The following is a 14880-nucleotide window of genomic DNA, read 5'->3' on the forward strand; positions in this document are numbered from 1 at the left end:
CCTGGCTGGATATGATGCACGATTAACACCTTGTTCATCTTACGCCGCTTGAACGCTTTGCTGGATGAAACATTTCGTCTGTGGGGCAAAAGGCTGTACAGGGGAGTTTTCTTCAATACCGCCGCCCGTGCGCATGGGTACCTTCAGCCCCGACATCCACTTATGCAGAAGGTAGACGATGAGCATTCTTGTTTCCATGGCGGCCTTTGCGCTGGCCTCTTCCATCACCCCCGGCCCGGTCAATATCGTGGCCCTGAGCGCCGGTGCACAGTTCGGCTGGCGTGCCAGCTTGCGGCACGTGACGGGCGCGACCCTGGGCTTCACCCTGTTGCTGGTCCTGATCGGCCTCGGGTTGAATGAGCTGCTGTTGTTCGTGCCGAGTTTGACCCGGGTGATCCAGCTGGCCGGTGTGGCGTTCCTGTTGTACATGGCCTTGAAGCTGGCGCTCGACGATGGCGGTCTCAATACCAGCCAGTCCGGCAAACAGCCGACGATGACGGTCGGCGCGGTGATGCAGTGGCTCAATCCCAAGGCCTGGCTGGCCTGCGTGGCGGGGATGGGGGCGTTTGCGGCCAATGGCGAAGCGCGGTTGGTATGGCAATTCGCGGCGGTGTACTTCGTGATCTGCTACGGCTCGATTGCCTGTTGGGGATTTGCCGGAACCTTTCTGCGGCACTATCTGGACAATCCCAAGGGCATGCGCCTGTTCAATCGGCTGATGGCCTTGTTGCTGGCCCTCAGCGCGATCTACCTGTTGCTGCCTTGAGGCGAATCAACCGCGATACTGCCCCGGTGTAGCGGCCAGGTGTTGTTTGAATGCCCGTTGGAAGTGCGCCTGGTCGGCGAAGCCGGCCTCCAGCGCGACGTCGGCGATCAGGCCGCCACGGCGCAGCCGATTGCGTGCGTACTGGATGCGCCGGTTGACCAGGAAGGCGTGGGGCGTCATGCCGTAATGCTGTTTGAAGGCGCGGGTCAGGTACGACGCCGACAACTGCGCGGCCTGGCAGATGTCTTCCAGCTTCAGGGCTTCGGTGCAGTGTTTGTGAATGTAGGCCGCAGCCCGTTCCAGTTTCTGGTTGATCTCCCGAGCCGGCCGTGGCGCCGGGTTCAAACGGTGCTGCAGCAGGGTGAAGAACTCGACCAGGGCGCACTGTTTTTCCAGGAGCGCGAGCTCGTCGTCCACCAGGGTTTCGTACAGGCTGTTCAAGCCTTCATAGAGTGCCGGATCGCGGGTATGGGGCGTGGAAAATGCCCGGAAGTCCAGATCCGGGCTGAACCCCAGTTCATGTTGCAGTGATGTCAGCCAGGCTATTTCGACATAGAACATGCGATAGGCCCAGGGCTGGTCTTCGATGGGGTTGCAGGCATGCACCTCACCCGGATTCATCAGCACCACGGTGCCGGCCGCGACCCGCCATTGGCTATGCTCGTTGATGTAGGTGCTCTGGCCGTGGGTGATCGCACCGATCGAGAAGTGTTCGTGGGAATGCCGGGAATAGCAGACCTTGCGGCCGTCCTGGATCGAGCGGGCCTCAATGAAGGGCAGGCGTTCGTCCCGCCAGAAGTAGGGTGCCTTGTCATCAGGGACGGTTGAGGACGATTTACTCATGAGCGGGTCCGGTGCGAGATGATTCGGGGCGGCGACTGGTCTGTAGCGTAGCCTGTTCCTGCAGAAGTCGAAGCGGTTCCGGTCTTTCCAGGGTTTGCCAAGCCTGGGCATGAGCCGCCTCGGCGGCTGTCAGCCAGAGGCCTGCTTGCAGTTGCAAGGGTTCGCACGGCCACTCCAGTATCTCTTTCAAGGTGATCTTCACACGAGTGCCCGGGTCGGAGCCATCCCGCTGATCCCAGTCCGCTTCGAACTGGCGCAAGTGCAGGGCGTCGGCAGCAAAGTCGATGAGCTGTGGTCGGTTGCCCAGCCAGCCGGGTGCGGTGCGCAAGGTGTGTGCCTCGACATCCAGCAGCAGGAGTTTCCAGGCGCTGCGATTGTAGCTGTCAGCGAAGTCGCGATGGTCGAGATAGAGTCGGGTCAGCGCAAGGTAGCGTCCCTTCGGCGACCACGCCATGGAGGGCGCCAGGTCCGACAGGGCACAGCCGGAAGCGGTCAGCAGGTGTCCGCCCAGGCGAGCAATATGCCCGCGCCCCAGATCGTCGCCGTATTCGGTACTGGTGCCGAACAGCCAGGCGGCGTCCAGGCCGGTCGGGGAGGGTTGGATAAACTCGCCTTCGGCGCTGGCGATCTGTGGCTGCTTGACCCAACGCCAGGCGGGCAAATCTTGCAGGTTGTCGCCACTCAATTGCAGTCTGCACAGCTCGTAGTAGAGGCGCGAGTCTTCGCGGTATCGGCAGAACTCGGCGGCTTGGGAGGCATCAGGGACGGCCTCGGTAAAACGTTGCAGCGGCGTACTGGCGACGTCCCGCGGCAGGCGCCCGACAATCACTGCGACGCTCAGCGTCGCCGCCTTGAAATCCACCAGCCCGGCGACCCGCATCGGTGGACTCTCGATCAGCCGATGTTGCCGGGGATCGGCCACCATCACGCGGTCGGGCACCGCCGGATGCAGGGCAAACGGCACCAGCGCCAGATAATGGGAGCAGTCGCTCACTCGATGATCCAGGCGCCAAAGGCCGGGCAGGGTCCAGTCGCCGATCCGGCACTGGTAGCCGGCTGAGTCGTCCTGATCGTCCTGGAGCCAGGTGAAGTGGGCGTGGGTGCCATTCGCCAGCGGCTCTGACTCGATGGTTACGCTGGCCGTGCTCCCGTCACTGTCCAGTGGCAGGACCAGGCGGATACGGGGCCTGTTCCATTCGGTAGTCTGCTCGCGGCCCAGAGGGTCGTGGCCGACCAGAATCTGCGAGTCACTGTGGATACTGTGCAACTGGTAGCCGTAATGTCCGTTGTCGGGTTGCGACAGCGGCAGCTCGCTCTCCAGCCAGACCTGCTGCTCGTCCAGCGCCACCGGTTGGCTCCAGTATCCGCTGGGGCTGCGGTTGTCGCGGCTCCAGGGGCTGCGCAGGGGGCGCCAGCCCCGATCCTGCTGCCAGAGCCATAGCGCTTGGTGCGGCTCTGACGAGTCCAGTGTGCGGGCACGGCAGACCAGGCTGCGGCTGTCGGCGCTCCAGACAATCGGCGTCTGGGCCGAGATCAACAAGGAGGAAGGGGCGTTATCGACGCTGAGCCGGTAATCGAGATGGTTGATCGGGCGGGTCGGTTGGTCCAGTTCCCTCAGGCTATCGGGCAGGGTCAGTTGGCCATTTAGCCGATGCCGACCATCGGGGGAGCGATATTCGATCTGTTGCCGGGCCAGGGCTTGTTGCCAGTTGCCCGGTTCCAGCCAGAGATCGCTGACTGGGAGCAGGTCGATGGCTTGGGCGTCTTGCAATAACTCTTCAAGGGCGTGCTGGTGGGAACCGTTGTCCACCAACGGACTGTAACGCCCACCGAGGCCTTGCTCATTGAAAGTGTCCAGTTCCCAGAACTGATCCGCCTGGCAGCGATAGAGGCGGCGCAAGGAGCGGTCGAGGATCACCAGGCCCCAGTTGCCGCGTGACGGAATGGGGGCGGCGAAGTAGCGGGCGTCACTGGAAAAGCGCGCCGAGGCACCCAGTCCTTCGAGCAGGGTGCCGTCGGGAAACAGGTAGTCGCACATCACCGGGCCGCCCATGGCGATTTCGCCGTGGTTGAACACCCGGATCGGCTCGCCTTCGGGCGTCAGTGTTGGCTCCTGGCCACCCCAGGCACTGGCACCGCTGCCAGCGGGTGGAGTCTGCGTGGCGGGCTTTACCAGGCCCAGGTGCTTCTCCCAAATGCTCACGCAAGCCAGCCCGGGGAAAATCGCCAGGCAGGCGGCCGCGATGTCCCAGTAATCGGGCAGTGCCCGGCCGAGGCTGAAGCCCAGGCCAAAGACCGCCGAGATCATCAGCCGGGCAAAGGCTCGTCCGCCTTTGGGCCAACCGACTTTCACACAGACCCACATCGCCCCGGCGCAGACGATGACCACGGCCAGGGCGAGCAAGGGCGGGAGGATCGTGACGAAGAACATCGGCACCAGCAGTACCAGGAGCAACCACAGCAGTTCGAGCAACAGGCGGCCGATGTTTTTGTTCTCGCGGGTTGGGGTGCGTGCGGCGCTCACGGGTGACGTCCTGTTCGACGGAGGCGGAGCGCGATTATGCCGGTTTGGGTGCGCGGCGGCACCTTTGGGCTTATGGCGACGGATTGGACTCCGCTTGTGGCTGATCGAGCAGGGCCGTCGAAGTCACATCACTGCCGGCGAGGCAGACTGACGGGCCCAGTTCAGCCAGGTGATAGGCGCGCAGGAACAGGCACCCGAGCACGACAGCACGTGGCCCGAAGAATCGGGCCACGGTATCAGGACTCACTTTGACGCTTGGTCGCGGCTCTTGAGGTTCTTCTCGGACTTGTAGCGCAGGGCCACATCCGGTACGCCACCGCTCTTGCCGGTTTCGATCCAGTTGCGGATCCGGCTGGCATCGGCGAAATGGGTGTACTTGCCGAACGCATCGAGAATCACCAACGCCACCGGGCGACCGCCCATGTTGGTGACCAGTACCAGGCAGTGACCGGCCTGGTTGGTGAAGCCGGTCTTGGTGATCTTGATGTCCCAGTTATCTTTATTGACCAGATGGTCGGTGTTGTGAAAGCCCAGGGTGTAGTTGGGCTTGCGGAACGCCACGGTCTTTTCCTTGGTGGTGCTCAGTTCGCTCAACATCGGATAGTGACGTGCGGCCATCAGCAACTTGCTGAGGTCGCGGGCGGTGGAGACGTTATGGACCGACAGGCCAGTGGGTTCCACATAGTGGGTATTGATCATGCCCAGGGACCGGGCCTTGGCATTCATCGCCGCGATAAAGGCCGCGTAGCCGCCCGGGTAGTGGTGGGCGAGACTGGCCGCCGCACGGTTTTCCGAAGACATCAGGGCGATCAGCATCATTTCCTTGCGCGGCAGCTCGCTGTTGAGCTTGACCCGGGAGAACACGCCTTTCATTTCCGGGGTATCGGCGATGTTCACCGAGATGTACTGGTCCATCGGCAGCTTGGCGTCCAGCACCACCATGGCGGTCATCAGCTTGGTCACCGAGGCGATCGGCACGATCACGTCCGGGTTGCTGGAGTACAGGGTCTTGTTGGTTTGCAGATCGACGACCAGGGCGCTGCCGGAAGCGACTTGCAGATGATGGGTATCACGGGGGGCGGAGACGGTCTCGCGGGCTTCTACGTTAGGGGTGATGGCGGCGCCTGCCAGGACAAAAACCAGGCCGAAGATGGAATGACGAATGTTCACGCGGATGGACTCGCAAAAAATAATGGGTAAACCGTAGGTAACGGGTCGTTCTCAAAAAAACGTTACATTTTATGAATATAGTTCAGAAAGTTGCCACACCTCTGTAGATATTGGGCTTAACTGACACAAAATTTACTCTTGTACCAATGTTGTACCCATTCTCTCTTCGAGCTTCCTGATCTCGGTCCAATCCGTGGTGAGCTAAGCCAGCATGCATGGGTCGGCAGGAGGACCTGAACGCTGTGTCCTAACTGGCCGGCGATGAAGGCTGGATGCATGCTGGCCATAAGACACATAGTAGCGTACGTATGGCGGCAGTTGTATGGATTGCGCCCTCTTATTTTCAGGCTTTTCGGTGCCTTTTCGAACGGGCTGGTCGGGGTGGTGACGCGCTGAGTTTCCTGCCGGTTGGAACACGAATGGAAACGACTTGCGGACGCGTCGGCGGTCGTTGTCGCGCTTCTTTGCTATGTTTGCCAGGACGCCGGATAAGTGATGGCTATTTAATTGTGTACCCAGCCTGATACGTGGTGGTACGGGCCTCGCGGACCGATTAGCATCGGCGCTTGCGACGTAATCGACGCGATCCAATGACTCAGGAGTCCGGCAATGCCGAAGGGTTTGATCAGCAGGGATTACCTGCCCATGGTGGTCTGGGCAGGGATGGTGGCAGTTCTGTTGCTGGGCTTTGCTTTCTTTCCGAAATCGGCGGATTGGTATGGCTGGATCCAGGCCGTGGGCCTGGTGGTCGGCCTGATGGTGGCTATCAGTGTGCCCGCAATCCAGCGCAAGCAGGAATTCCAGGAGCAGCGCAAACAACGCCGTGAGCGCGATGTCGGGTATGCGCGGCGGCTGCACTACTTTGGCATTGAGCTGCTGGATCTGCTGGGTCGTATCAGCGCCAATCTGGCGCACTTGCGGGCCACGGACCGGCATCGTTGCCAGCGCACCCTCGATGATTTCCTGCACCGCCTGTTCGAGTCCCACAAGCATGATCTGAACGACGACCGGATTGTCATCAGCCATGAACTGCGCCAGGTGACCCAGGCGCTGATCGATGAGTTGGAAAGTGGTCGCAGCGACCGTGTGGTGATGATCGAACTGGAGAAGCGCCTGCAGAAGCTCATCCATCGTTCCCAGGTCAATGCCGCCTTGGCCGAGCGCGGCTGATCAGTACACGCCCATAAAAAAGCCCGCAACGAATGCGGGCAAAGGGGTGTGCGGAGCAACGCACGTTTTCGGGAATCTTGGGCTGGTCAGGCGTTCAATGCCGAGAGGTTCATACTTTGCGACGAAGTCTTGGCGGCCATCAAAGAAGTGAAAGGTCCACTGATCGGTACACCGTCTCGAACCAGGTACCAGCAGGCGAGCAGACCCAGCTCTCTGAGCGAGGCGGGAACGGCACTGCCGATCACGGACATGATTTGTATCTTGGCCATGAAGACCTCCATCAATCTATGGAGCTACCTTAAGGCCCGGCCCGATCGGAGGAAAATCATCGCGCTCGATAGTGGACATCGACGAGATCGACAGGCGGCAATAGACTGCGTCAGTCGACGACCTGGTCGAGCATCTTCAGCACTTCCTGCTCATTCAGCAGCCCTTTGCGGACCAGATTCTCGGCCAGCAAGGAGAGGAATTTGGCCGTGCGGTGGCCTTCGAGCTGCTTGAGCTCGGTGAGGGCGCTGTAGACCTTGCTGGATGTGCAGAGGCCAGCGGTACGATGTGGGTTCTGCGTAGGCATGGTTCGTCCTTGTTCTTATCATTCAGCCTGATCTTGCTGATCGGGCATGGCATAAATATGACAGTCGTATTAAGGCCCGTCCTGGGCGACGACAGGTCATATCATGCCTTTTATTGCCGCTGGGCGGTTGTCTTGCCTGCGACCTTTGCTGGCGCAATTCAGACATCGACGCTTGGATATCGCAAAAAAAAGCCCCGCTCTTGCGAGCAGGGCCTGGATGTTCTGCCTGTCGATTACCAGCGTGGGCCACCGCCGTAGTAATGCGGATGACCGTAGTACACCGGACGGCCATAGTAGCCACCCTGGACGTAGACCGGGGCCGGCTGGACATAGACCGGTTGTTGGACATAGACCGGAGGCGGCTGCTGTACATAGACCGGGGCCGGTTGCACATACACGGGCTGCTGAACATAAGCCGGGCGGCTCTCTGACATCACCGAACCGACGATGGCTCCGCCGATCACGCCACCCAACAAGGCAGGGCCGACCCAGTTGCCACCATGGGCAGAGGCCTGGCCTGCGACAGCGAGTGCACCAACGAGCAAGGCTATCTTGGGGATTGTACGAATCATGATTATTCCTCGGGTTCCAACCCCAGCGCTTGTTGTCTGCAATAGACTCAAGGACTGTCGTGGGGATACTTCTATGACAACGACTTTCTGAAAAAATGCACAGCCGTTGAGTAAATTTTGTGTAAGGTTCTTGGCGCGGCTTCTTTGACAGCTATCCGAGGCCAGGTGCCAGAGCCTTCAACTGGTCGCTATGATCGACGAAAGCTGGGTAAATGCCTATCCCATTTATCCGAAAACACCCCTTCAGGAGATGAAACATGCAGATGAACCCCAACAAAGACACCCAGTTGTGCATGTCGTTGTCGGGGCGCCCCGGGAATTTCGGTTTGCGTTTCCACAATCATCTTTATGAGCAACTAGACCTGAACTTTTACTACAAGGCGTTCAGCAGCCAGGACCTGACCGGCGCGGTCGGTGGGATTCGGGCCCTGGGTATTCGGGGCTGTGGGGTGTCGATGCCGTTCAAGGAGGCGTGCATCGCCTTGGTGGATGAACTGGACGCGTCCGCCGCGGCGATTCAGTCCATCAATACCATCGTCAACACTGCTGGCCATCTGAAGGCCTATAACACCGATTACATCGCCATTGCGCAGTTGCTTGAGACCCATGCGGTGCCCAAGGACATCAGCTTCGCGCTACGCGGCAGCGGCGGCATGGCCAAGGCCGTGGCGTCGGCCTTGCGGGATGGCGGTTACCGTAATGGCGTAATTATGGCCCGCAATGAAGCAGCGGGCAGGGCGCTGGCGCAGAGTTGCGGTTATGAATGGCAGGCGGAGTTGGGGGCGTTACGCCCGCAGATGTTGGTCAATGTCACGCCGATTGGCATGAGCGGCGGCCCGGAAGCGGATCAGCTGGCCTTCGAGGCCGCGGCGGTGGAGGCGGCCGACACGCTGTTCGATGTGGTCGCGGTGCCCTCGGAAACCCCGTTGATTCTACGCGGCAGGGCCCTGGGCAAGCGGGTGATCACCGGGCTTGAAGTGATTGCCATCCAGGCGCTGGAACAGTTCGTGCTGTACACCGGTGTGCGGCCCAGCGAAGAGCAGTTCCAGAAGGCGGTGGCCTTTGCGCGCAGTTGAATGAAGCGTCTGGCGGTGGTTATTCCAATCGCGCCAGACGTTCTTCAAGCGCCGCGATCCGGGCCTCCAGCTCTTCGATACGCTCCACGGACACCGCGCCGGCCGCACTGCGCTCGGGTCCTTGCTGGCGGGCCGCGAGGATGGCTTCGATATCCGCCGGGCCGCCCAGGGCGTGGGTGTAGCGGTCTTCCCGCTGCCCGGCCTGTTTTGGAATCAGCAGGGCCAGGCCACGGGCAATCAGGCGCTCCAATTGATGCACGACCTGCTCGCTGTCTTCGAAATCATGCATCCGGCCGCTGCGGGTCAGGAGTTCGTTGACCGTCTGCGGGCCACGCAGAAACAGCAGGCCGATCAACACCACCTGGGCCGGCACCAGTTCCAGCGCCTTTTCGACCCGATGCTCCCAGCGGTCGGCACGGCTGCCCATCACCAGGCGCGTAAAGCCACGGCCTTCAAGGGCGCGCAGGCTCTGGCCGACCTGGCCCTGGTTGAGGTTTGTCACCGGTTCGCGGCTGGTTTTCTGGTTGCAGGCCAGCACCAGGGCATTGAGGGTCAGGGGGTAGGTTTCCGGGCTGGTGGCCTGTTTTTCAATCAAGGAGCCCAGGATGCGAATTTCCGTGCTGTTCAATTGTGGCTGGTCGACGGAAGTCTCTTGCTCGCTGCCCATAGTGCTTTTCCCTGTGCGTTGAAAGGTCGTAAGCGTAGGGCCTTCAGCCGTAAAAAGACAAGCCGCTATACGCTTCACCCTGGCTATAATCGCCCAGCTTCACTCCTGCCATTTTCACTGCGAGATCCTCATGACCATTTCCCTGTACGCAGCTTCCATTCCGGTCTTCAAGCAAATGCTCAATGCCTTGAGCGACGTTCTGAACAAGGCCGAAGCCCATGCGGTGGCAAAGAACATCGATCCGAGCGTTTTCGTACAAGCCCGTCTGGCCCCTGATATGTTCGCGCTGAACCGTCAGGTGCAGATCGCGGTCGATTTCGCCAAGGGCGTTTCTTCGCGTCTGGCCGAGATCGACGTGCCGTCCTACCCGGACAGCGAAACCACCTTTGCCGAATTGCAGGCATTGATCAGCAAGGTGCTGGCTCACCTGGACACCATCACCCCGGACCAGATCGATGGTCAGGAAGGCATCGAGATCGTGACCCGTCCGGGCACACCGAAAGAGAAGCGCTTCACTGGCCAGGCCTACCTGCTGACTTACGGCCTGCCACAGTTCTTCTTCCACGTGACCACTGCCTACGCGATCCTGCGCCACAACGGCGTGGAAATCGGCAAGCGTGACTACATGGGCGCGTTCTGATTTCGTAAGGCTCGATACCGATTCAAATCTGATTGGCCGGTGAGACCTTGTGGTGAGCGGGCTTGCCCGCTTGCCGCAAACTTTCTGTTGGGCGCGAAATCCCGCACGGTCAGCGCTTAGTCTTCCTGCGTGGTAAACAGCTCGCGTCGAGCACCCTCGGTAATGGCAACAATGCCAGGGTGCTTGACCTTGCGCTCCACCGAGATCGCATAGAACGACTCGCTTACCGCATCGGTCTGGCCGATCAGCTTGACGCCGTACTGCCGGCATACCTCCTCGGCGATCACGCTCGGGGCAATGAAAATCCCGCTGCCGGATTGGCCGAATGCTTGCATCAGGGCACTGTCGTCGAACTCGCCGACGATCCTCGGATGCAGGTGTTGTTCGGCGAACCAGCGCAAGAGCCGGCTGCGCACCACGCTTTCCTGTCCGGGAATCAGCAGCGGTGCGCCATGCAGGCAACGTGGAAAATCCTCGGCATGGCGCGCTGCCAGTGCCGATGTGGCAAAAAAGCTGATCCCGCATTCCCCCAGCTTCTGGCTATAGCCCTTGATGTCCAGATGACTAGGCATGGGGCTGTCGGAAATCACCAGGTCCAGGCGCTGGATCGCCAGGTCGGCGAGCAGGCGTTCGAGTTTGTCTTCGCGGCAGGTGATACGGATCGGCTCATCCAGCTCCATGGTCGGCGCGATCAGGCGATAGACGATGGATTTGGGCACCACATCCGCGACCCCGACCCGCAGCAGTCGCTGCTGCTCGTTCGGCTGGGTGCGCAACATGGCTTCCAGTTCGTTGCCCAATTGGAACATCTGCTCGGCATAGGGCAGGGTACGGCGCCCGGCTTCAGTCAGTTCCAACTGTCGTCCGGCCTTGCGGAACAACTCCACGCCAAAGGTCTGTTCCAGCAGGCTGATCTGGCCGCTGATGGTTTGTGGCGTCAGGTTCAACTGCTCGCAGGCCCTGACGATACTGCCGGTCCTGGCCACGACCCAGAAATAGTGCAGCTGGCGATAATTGAGCATCAGGCTCTATTCAGTTCGTTAAAACCGAAGTATAGCGCTTAAAAATACGAATTTTCCTGAAGTGTTCATTTCCTTAGAATGCTGCGCTATTGGTGGGCCAGGACGTGGCCGCCTTACCCCCGAATCAGGACTGAACCATGGAATACCTGTTGCAACTCGCCGTCAGCCCCACCGCCTGGATTGCCCTGGCGACGCTGATCGTCATGGAAATCGTGCTGGGCATCGACAACCTGATCTTCATCTCGATCCTGACCAACAAGCTGCCGGCGCAGTTTCGCACCAAGGCCCGGCGTATCGGTATCGGCATGGCCCTGATCCTGCGCCTGGCCTTGCTGGGCACCATCGCCTACATCGTCAAGCTCACCGCGCCGGTGATCGAGGTGTTCGGCCAGGCGTTCTCCTGGAAGGACATGATCCTGATTGCCGGTGGCCTGTTCCTGGTGTGGAAGGCCACCACCGAGATTCACCACAGCATGGACCCCGAGGCCAAGGAGACCGAAGACAGCAGCGCCGGTATATCCCTGGGTTTCGCGGCGGCGATCGGTCAGATCCTGATGCTCGACATGGTCTTTTCCATCGACAGCATCATCACCGCAGTGGGCATGACCGAGCATCTGCCGATCATGGTGATCGCGGTGGTAGTGGCGGTGCTGGTGATGCTGCTGGCGTCCGAGCCGTTGGCGAAGTTTATCAACGACAACCCAACGGTGGTGATGCTGGCCCTGGGCTTCCTGATCATGATCGGCATGACGCTGATCGCCGAAGGCTTCGGCGCCCATGTACCCAAGGGCTATGTCTACGCGGCCATGACCTTCTCCGCGGTGATCGAAGGTTTGAACATGCTGGCCCGACGTGCCCGGCACAAGCGTCAGGTAGCAGAAGGCTGATAGCTGTTGCGTCAATAAAAAGGCCGCCTGGATTCAGGCGGCCTTTTTCGTTAAAAGCCCGTCAGTGCACAGTGACAGTACGGGCCTGGGACTGTTCGGCGGTTTTGGGCTGTGCCGGCAGGGCAGGGTGGTGGTGACGGCGGGAGATTCTCAGGACTCCCCACAACATGGCCGCTGCGACGGTGACCCAGCCGAGCACCAACAGTGCAATTATCGCTACAAGGCTCATCAGTGCCTCCTTCGCCCGTTCGGGCTCACTCACTTCGTCTTTCCAGGATCAGTCTAGACGTTGCTGTGTTTCAGTCCATTGACCAAAGGTCGTGTTGGGTCAGTCATTTCGCTCTATCGCGTCTGGCAAATCGCAACGAAAGGCTATACCCACATCGGCGTGCGACCTATGATCAGCGGGCCTGTCAGGTGTTGAACGGCCTGGCGATTGACCAAGAGAGTGAAGATGTTCAAGGGATCAACAAATTTTCGAACGGTACCGGGGCGGCGCTTGTGGCTGGTGGGGGCATTGTTGCTGGGGTTGGGCGGTTGTGCCGGCGGTGGTGTTTCGCCAGAGGTCCGGAGTCTGCCGGAGCGGGTTGAGCTCAATGCCGTGCCGTTCTTCCGTGGCGAGGCCTATCAAGGCGGCACCATGGCCCTGGCCACCATGCTGTCGCAGCAGAGTGTCAGCGTGACGCCGGGGTTGCTGGAGAAACCGCTGAAATTGCCGGGAGCCGAGGACGGCCTTGAGCGCAACATGCAGGTCCTGGCCCGTGAGTACGGCATGGTGGTCTATCCGCTGGACCCTGAGTTGTCGGCGTTGCTGGCCCAGGTCGCCGCCGGGTATCCGGTGCTGGTCCGGTTCAACGAGGGGCGGGTGTGGTCGACCCCGCGTTATGGGGTGCTGGTCGGTTACAACCGGACCAAACAGACCGTGCTGTTGCGCGCGGGCATGAGCCCCCGGCTGCCGATGAAGTTCAGTGCCTTTGCATCGGCCTGGAAGGGTGCCGGCAGTTGGGCGGTGCTGATCCAGGCGCCGACGCAATTGCCGGCCCGGGTTGATCGGCAGCGCTGGTTGAAAGCCGCCAACGACCTGGCCCAGGCCGGTCAGGAACAGGCGGCGGCCCAGGCCACCAAGGCCTTGGCCGGGCACTGACGACAATATTTGCATCAGGCTGCGGGGGTCAGACCCCCAGCTTGTCCCGCAACGTGTAATACCAGGCTCCCAGGGCGGTAAACGGCGTGCGCAGCAACTGGCCGCCGGGGAAGGGGTAGTGCGGCAGGTCGGCAAAAGCGTCGAAGCGCTCGGCCTGGCCGCGCAGGGCTTCGGCCAGCACCTTGCCCGCCAGGTGGGTGTAGGTCACGCCATGACCGCTGCAGCCCTGGGAGTAATAGATATTGTCCCCCAGGCGACCGACCTGCGGCAGGCGCGACAGCGTCAGCAGGAAGTTGCCGGTCCAGGCGTAGTCGATCTTCACATCCTTGAGTTGCGGGAAGGCCTTGAGCATCTTCGGCCGGATGATCGCCTCGATATTGGCCGGGTCCCGTGCGCCATAGACCACGCCGCCGCCGAAGATCAGGCGCTTGTCACCGGAAAGACGGTAATAGTCCAGCAGGTAGTTGCAGTCCTCGACGCAGTAGTCCTGGGGCAGCAACGACTTTGCCAACGCATCGCTCAGCGGCTCGGTGGTGATCACCTGGGTGCCACAGGGCATCGACTTGGCGGACAGTTCCGGCACCAGATTGCCCAGGTAGGCGTTGCCGGCAACGATGATGAACTTGGCCCTGACCTTGCCCTGTGGCGTATGCACTACTGGATTGGCACCGCGTTCGATGCGCACTGCCGGCGACTGCTCGTAGATGGTCCCGCCCAGCGACTCGACCGCTGCCGCTTCGCCCAATGCCAGGTTCAGCGGATGGATATGACCGCCGCTCATGTCGAGCATGCCGCCCAGGTATTGGTCGCAACCGACCACTTCACGAATGCGTCGCTCGTCCAGCAGTTCGAGCTGGGTATGGCCATAGCGTTCCCAGAGCTTCTTCTGGGATTCGAGATGGCCCATCTGCTTTTTGGTAATGGCGGCGAACACACCCCCGTCCTTCAGGTCGCACTGGATGTTGTACCTGGCCACCCGCTCGCGAATGATCCGGCCGCCTTCGAAGGCCATCTGCCCGAGCAATTGCGCCTGTTTGGGGCCAACGGTGCGTTCGATGACGTCGATATCGCGGCTGTAGCTGTTGACGATCTGCCCGCCGTTACGGCCCGACGCGCCGAAACCGACTTTGGCGGCCTCCAGCACTGTGACCCGGAAACCGTTCTCCAGCAGAAAGAGTGCGCTGGACAGCCCGGTATAACCGGCGCCGATCACGCACACATCGGTCTCGACGTCATCCTGCAAGGCAGGGCGTTGAGGAACCGGATTCGCCGAAGCGGCGTAATAGGACTGGGGGTAGGGGGTGTTCGCCATCCTGCAACCTCTGTTTTATATTTTTTACGAGTGGCCTGATCCTACCTCAGATGAAATACCCCCGCCAGCCACCCGGGAAAAAAGCCGATTTCGCCGGGAATCAGTAAAAAATATGCATATTCAAGGGGTTAGCGAAATAAAGGGGTTGACAGCTTTGAGAAAATCCGCAAAATGTCGCCCCACAGCAGGCACGTAGCTCAGTTGGTTAGAGCACCACCTTGACATGGTGGGGGTCGTTGGTTCGAGTCCAATCGCGCCTACCAAACAAAATCCGCTCTGCTGGGCGGTCAGAAAGGGTCAACCGAGAGGTTGGCCCTTTTTTCGTTTTCCAGGTGTTCACTAAAAAATACGCATATTCATAGGCTTAGCGGAAAGAAAAGGGGTTGACAGCCTTTCGGAAATCCGTAGAATGCCGCCTCACAGCAGGCACGTAGCTCAGTTGGTTAGAGCACCACCTTGACATGGTGGGGGTCGTTGGTTCGAGTCCAATCGCGCCTACCAAATAAAATCCGC

The 14880-nt window shown here is 60.4% G+C and carries 17 protein-coding genes, 2 tRNA genes and 1 pseudogene; 8 read left to right on the forward strand and 12 right to left on the reverse strand.

All coding sequences use genetic code 11. The features are described from left to right. Positions 1-39 precede the first annotated feature (39 nt). Positions 40-186, reverse strand: coding sequence for a hypothetical protein (locus M5B42_RS30560; RefSeq protein WP_248747927.1), 147 nt, complete (start codon positions 184-186; stop codon positions 40-42). Between M5B42_RS30560 and M5B42_RS30565 the strand changes: the two genes are divergently transcribed. After that, positions 179-766, forward strand: coding sequence for a LysE family translocator (locus tag M5B42_RS30565; RefSeq protein ID WP_103498348.1), 588 nt, complete (start codon positions 179-181; stop codon positions 764-766). The genes M5B42_RS30560 and M5B42_RS30565 overlap by 8 nt on opposite strands. Before the next feature lie 6 nt (positions 767-772). Here M5B42_RS30565 and M5B42_RS30570 read toward each other — a convergent pair whose 3' ends face one another. The 4 genes and pseudogenes from M5B42_RS30570 to M5B42_RS30585 form a co-directional block, all read right to left on the reverse strand. Next, a complete protein-coding gene (locus M5B42_RS30570) occupies positions 773-1609 on the reverse strand; it encodes an AraC family transcriptional regulator (RefSeq protein WP_248747928.1) in 837 nt (278 codons plus the stop codon). Further along, complete coding sequence (locus M5B42_RS30575) at positions 1602-4133, reverse strand: hypothetical protein (RefSeq protein WP_248747929.1); 2532 nt, start codon at positions 4131-4133, stop codon at positions 1602-1604. Before M5B42_RS30575 ends, M5B42_RS30570 begins: the two co-directional genes overlap by 8 nt. A gap of 243 nt (positions 4134-4376) precedes the next feature. Beyond that, on the reverse strand, positions 4377-5303 hold the full coding sequence (gene pbpG, locus M5B42_RS30580; RefSeq protein WP_178129762.1) for a D-alanyl-D-alanine endopeptidase: 927 nt from the start codon (positions 5301-5303) through the stop codon (positions 4377-4379). 132 nt (positions 5304-5435) lie between these two features. Further along, a pseudogene (locus M5B42_RS30585) lies at positions 5436-5653 on the reverse strand (site-specific integrase); the annotation flags it as partial. Positions 5654-5912: 259 nt separating this feature from the next. Between M5B42_RS30585 and M5B42_RS30590 the strand changes: the two are divergent. After that, the gene (locus tag M5B42_RS30590) at positions 5913-6473 is read left to right on the forward strand and encodes a hypothetical protein (protein WP_248747930.1); all 561 of its coding nucleotides are present in this window, start codon (positions 5913-5915) and stop codon (positions 6471-6473) included. 86 nt (positions 6474-6559) lie between these two features. Here M5B42_RS30590 and M5B42_RS30595 read toward each other — a convergent pair whose 3' ends face one another. The 3 genes from M5B42_RS30595 to M5B42_RS30605 all read right to left on the reverse strand — a co-directional run bounded on the left by M5B42_RS30595 (position 6560) and on the right by M5B42_RS30605 (position 7619). Further along, positions 6560-6742 (reverse strand): hypothetical protein, encoded by a 183-nt coding sequence (locus M5B42_RS30595; protein ID WP_103498352.1) that lies wholly within the window; start codon positions 6740-6742, stop codon positions 6560-6562. Positions 6743-6852: 110 nt separating this feature from the next. Next, a complete protein-coding gene (locus M5B42_RS30600; protein WP_100942792.1) occupies positions 6853-7047 on the reverse strand; it encodes a hypothetical protein in 195 nt (64 codons plus the stop codon). A gap of 233 nt (positions 7048-7280) precedes the next feature. Continuing rightward, on the reverse strand, positions 7281-7619 hold the full coding sequence (locus M5B42_RS30605; protein WP_103498353.1) for a hypothetical protein: 339 nt from the start codon (positions 7617-7619) through the stop codon (positions 7281-7283). A 257-nt stretch (positions 7620-7876) separates the two neighbouring features. Between M5B42_RS30605 and M5B42_RS30610 the strand changes: the two genes are divergently transcribed. Further along, a complete protein-coding gene (locus M5B42_RS30610) occupies positions 7877-8695 on the forward strand; it encodes a shikimate 5-dehydrogenase (protein WP_103498354.1) in 819 nt (272 codons plus the stop codon). A 19-nt stretch (positions 8696-8714) separates the two neighbouring features. Here the strand turns inward: M5B42_RS30610 and M5B42_RS30615 are convergent, their stop codons facing one another. Continuing rightward, positions 8715-9362 carry a DUF480 domain-containing protein gene (locus M5B42_RS30615; protein WP_248747931.1) on the reverse strand — a complete coding sequence of 216 codons (648 nt, stop codon included), beginning with the start codon at positions 9360-9362 and terminating at the stop codon, positions 8715-8717. A gap of 130 nt (positions 9363-9492) precedes the next feature. Here M5B42_RS30615 and M5B42_RS30620 point away from each other — a divergent pair, with 130 nt between their 5' ends. After that, positions 9493-10002 carry a DUF1993 domain-containing protein gene (locus tag M5B42_RS30620; RefSeq protein WP_177103413.1) on the forward strand — a complete coding sequence of 170 codons (510 nt, stop codon included), beginning with the start codon at positions 9493-9495 and terminating at the stop codon, positions 10000-10002. Between the two features lie 116 nt (positions 10003-10118). Here M5B42_RS30620 and nhaR read toward each other — a convergent pair whose 3' ends face one another. Further along, on the reverse strand, positions 10119-11024 hold the full coding sequence (gene nhaR / locus M5B42_RS30625; RefSeq protein ID WP_248747932.1) for a transcriptional activator NhaR: 906 nt from the start codon (positions 11022-11024) through the stop codon (positions 10119-10121). Between the two features lie 137 nt (positions 11025-11161). Between nhaR and M5B42_RS30630 the strand changes: the two genes are divergently transcribed. After that, on the forward strand, positions 11162-11911 hold the full coding sequence (locus tag M5B42_RS30630) for a TerC family protein (RefSeq protein WP_103498358.1): 750 nt from the start codon (positions 11162-11164) through the stop codon (positions 11909-11911). 61 nt (positions 11912-11972) lie between these two features. Here the strand turns inward: M5B42_RS30630 and M5B42_RS30635 are convergent, their stop codons facing one another. Next, positions 11973-12140, reverse strand: a complete 168-nt coding sequence (locus M5B42_RS30635; RefSeq protein ID WP_178129763.1) for a hypothetical protein — start codon at positions 12138-12140, stop codon at positions 11973-11975. A gap of 225 nt (positions 12141-12365) precedes the next feature. On the opposite strand from M5B42_RS30635, the gene M5B42_RS30640 reads away from it, so the two are divergent. Beyond that, positions 12366-13055, forward strand: coding sequence for a peptidase C39 family protein (locus M5B42_RS30640; protein WP_248747933.1), 690 nt, complete (start codon positions 12366-12368; stop codon positions 13053-13055). A gap of 28 nt (positions 13056-13083) precedes the next feature. Here M5B42_RS30640 and M5B42_RS30645 read toward each other — a convergent pair whose 3' ends face one another. Further along, a complete protein-coding gene (locus M5B42_RS30645; protein ID WP_177103405.1) occupies positions 13084-14367 on the reverse strand; it encodes an FAD-binding oxidoreductase in 1284 nt (427 codons plus the stop codon). A gap of 186 nt (positions 14368-14553) precedes the next feature. On the opposite strand from M5B42_RS30645, the gene M5B42_RS30650 reads away from it, so the two are divergent. Both M5B42_RS30650 and M5B42_RS30655 read left to right on the forward strand, forming a co-directional pair. Further along, positions 14554-14630, forward strand: a tRNA-Val gene (locus M5B42_RS30650). A gap of 161 nt (positions 14631-14791) precedes the next feature. Beyond that, positions 14792-14868, forward strand: a tRNA-Val gene (locus M5B42_RS30655). The last annotated feature ends 12 nt before the right edge of the window (positions 14869-14880 follow it).

It is taken from the genome of Pseudomonas sp. MWU12-2037 (assembly GCF_023242345.1).
Lineage (GTDB): Bacteria > Pseudomonadota > Gammaproteobacteria > Pseudomonadales > Pseudomonadaceae > Aquipseudomonas > Aquipseudomonas gingeri_D.

Excerpts from the sequence above, each read along its gene's own strand:
- M5B42_RS30590 (WP_248747930.1), top strand. The coding sequence starts at position 5,913 with ATGCCGAAGGGTTTGATCAGCAGGGATTACCTGCCCATGGTGGTCTGG.
- nhaR (WP_248747932.1), bottom strand. The coding sequence starts at position 11,024 with ATGCTCAATTATCGCCAGCTGCACTATTTCTGGGTCGTGGCCAGGACC.
- M5B42_RS30600 (WP_100942792.1), bottom strand. The coding sequence starts at position 7,047 with ATGCCTACGCAGAACCCACATCGTACCGCTGGCCTCTGCACATCCAGC.
- M5B42_RS30610 (WP_103498354.1), top strand. The coding sequence starts at position 7,877 with ATGCAGATGAACCCCAACAAAGACACCCAGTTGTGCATGTCGTTGTCG.
- M5B42_RS30615 (WP_248747931.1), bottom strand. The coding sequence starts at position 9,362 with ATGGGCAGCGAGCAAGAGACTTCCGTCGACCAGCCACAATTGAACAGC.
- M5B42_RS30565 (WP_103498348.1), top strand. The coding sequence starts at position 179 with ATGAGCATTCTTGTTTCCATGGCGGCCTTTGCGCTGGCCTCTTCCATC.
- M5B42_RS30645 (WP_177103405.1), bottom strand. The coding sequence starts at position 14,367 with ATGGCGAACACCCCCTACCCCCAGTCCTATTACGCCGCTTCGGCGAAT.
- M5B42_RS30605 (WP_103498353.1), bottom strand. The coding sequence starts at position 7,619 with ATGATTCGTACAATCCCCAAGATAGCCTTGCTCGTTGGTGCACTCGCT.
- M5B42_RS30640 (WP_248747933.1), top strand. The coding sequence starts at position 12,366 with ATGTTCAAGGGATCAACAAATTTTCGAACGGTACCGGGGCGGCGCTTG.
- M5B42_RS30630 (WP_103498358.1), top strand. The coding sequence starts at position 11,162 with ATGGAATACCTGTTGCAACTCGCCGTCAGCCCCACCGCCTGGATTGCC.
- M5B42_RS30620 (WP_177103413.1), top strand. The coding sequence starts at position 9,493 with ATGACCATTTCCCTGTACGCAGCTTCCATTCCGGTCTTCAAGCAAATG.
- M5B42_RS30570 (WP_248747928.1), bottom strand. The coding sequence starts at position 1,609 with ATGAGTAAATCGTCCTCAACCGTCCCTGATGACAAGGCACCCTACTTC.
- M5B42_RS30560 (WP_248747927.1), bottom strand. The coding sequence starts at position 186 with ATGCTCATCGTCTACCTTCTGCATAAGTGGATGTCGGGGCTGAAGGTA.
- M5B42_RS30595 (WP_103498352.1), bottom strand. The coding sequence starts at position 6,742 with ATGGCCAAGATACAAATCATGTCCGTGATCGGCAGTGCCGTTCCCGCC.
- M5B42_RS30635 (WP_178129763.1), bottom strand. The coding sequence starts at position 12,140 with ATGAGCCTTGTAGCGATAATTGCACTGTTGGTGCTCGGCTGGGTCACC.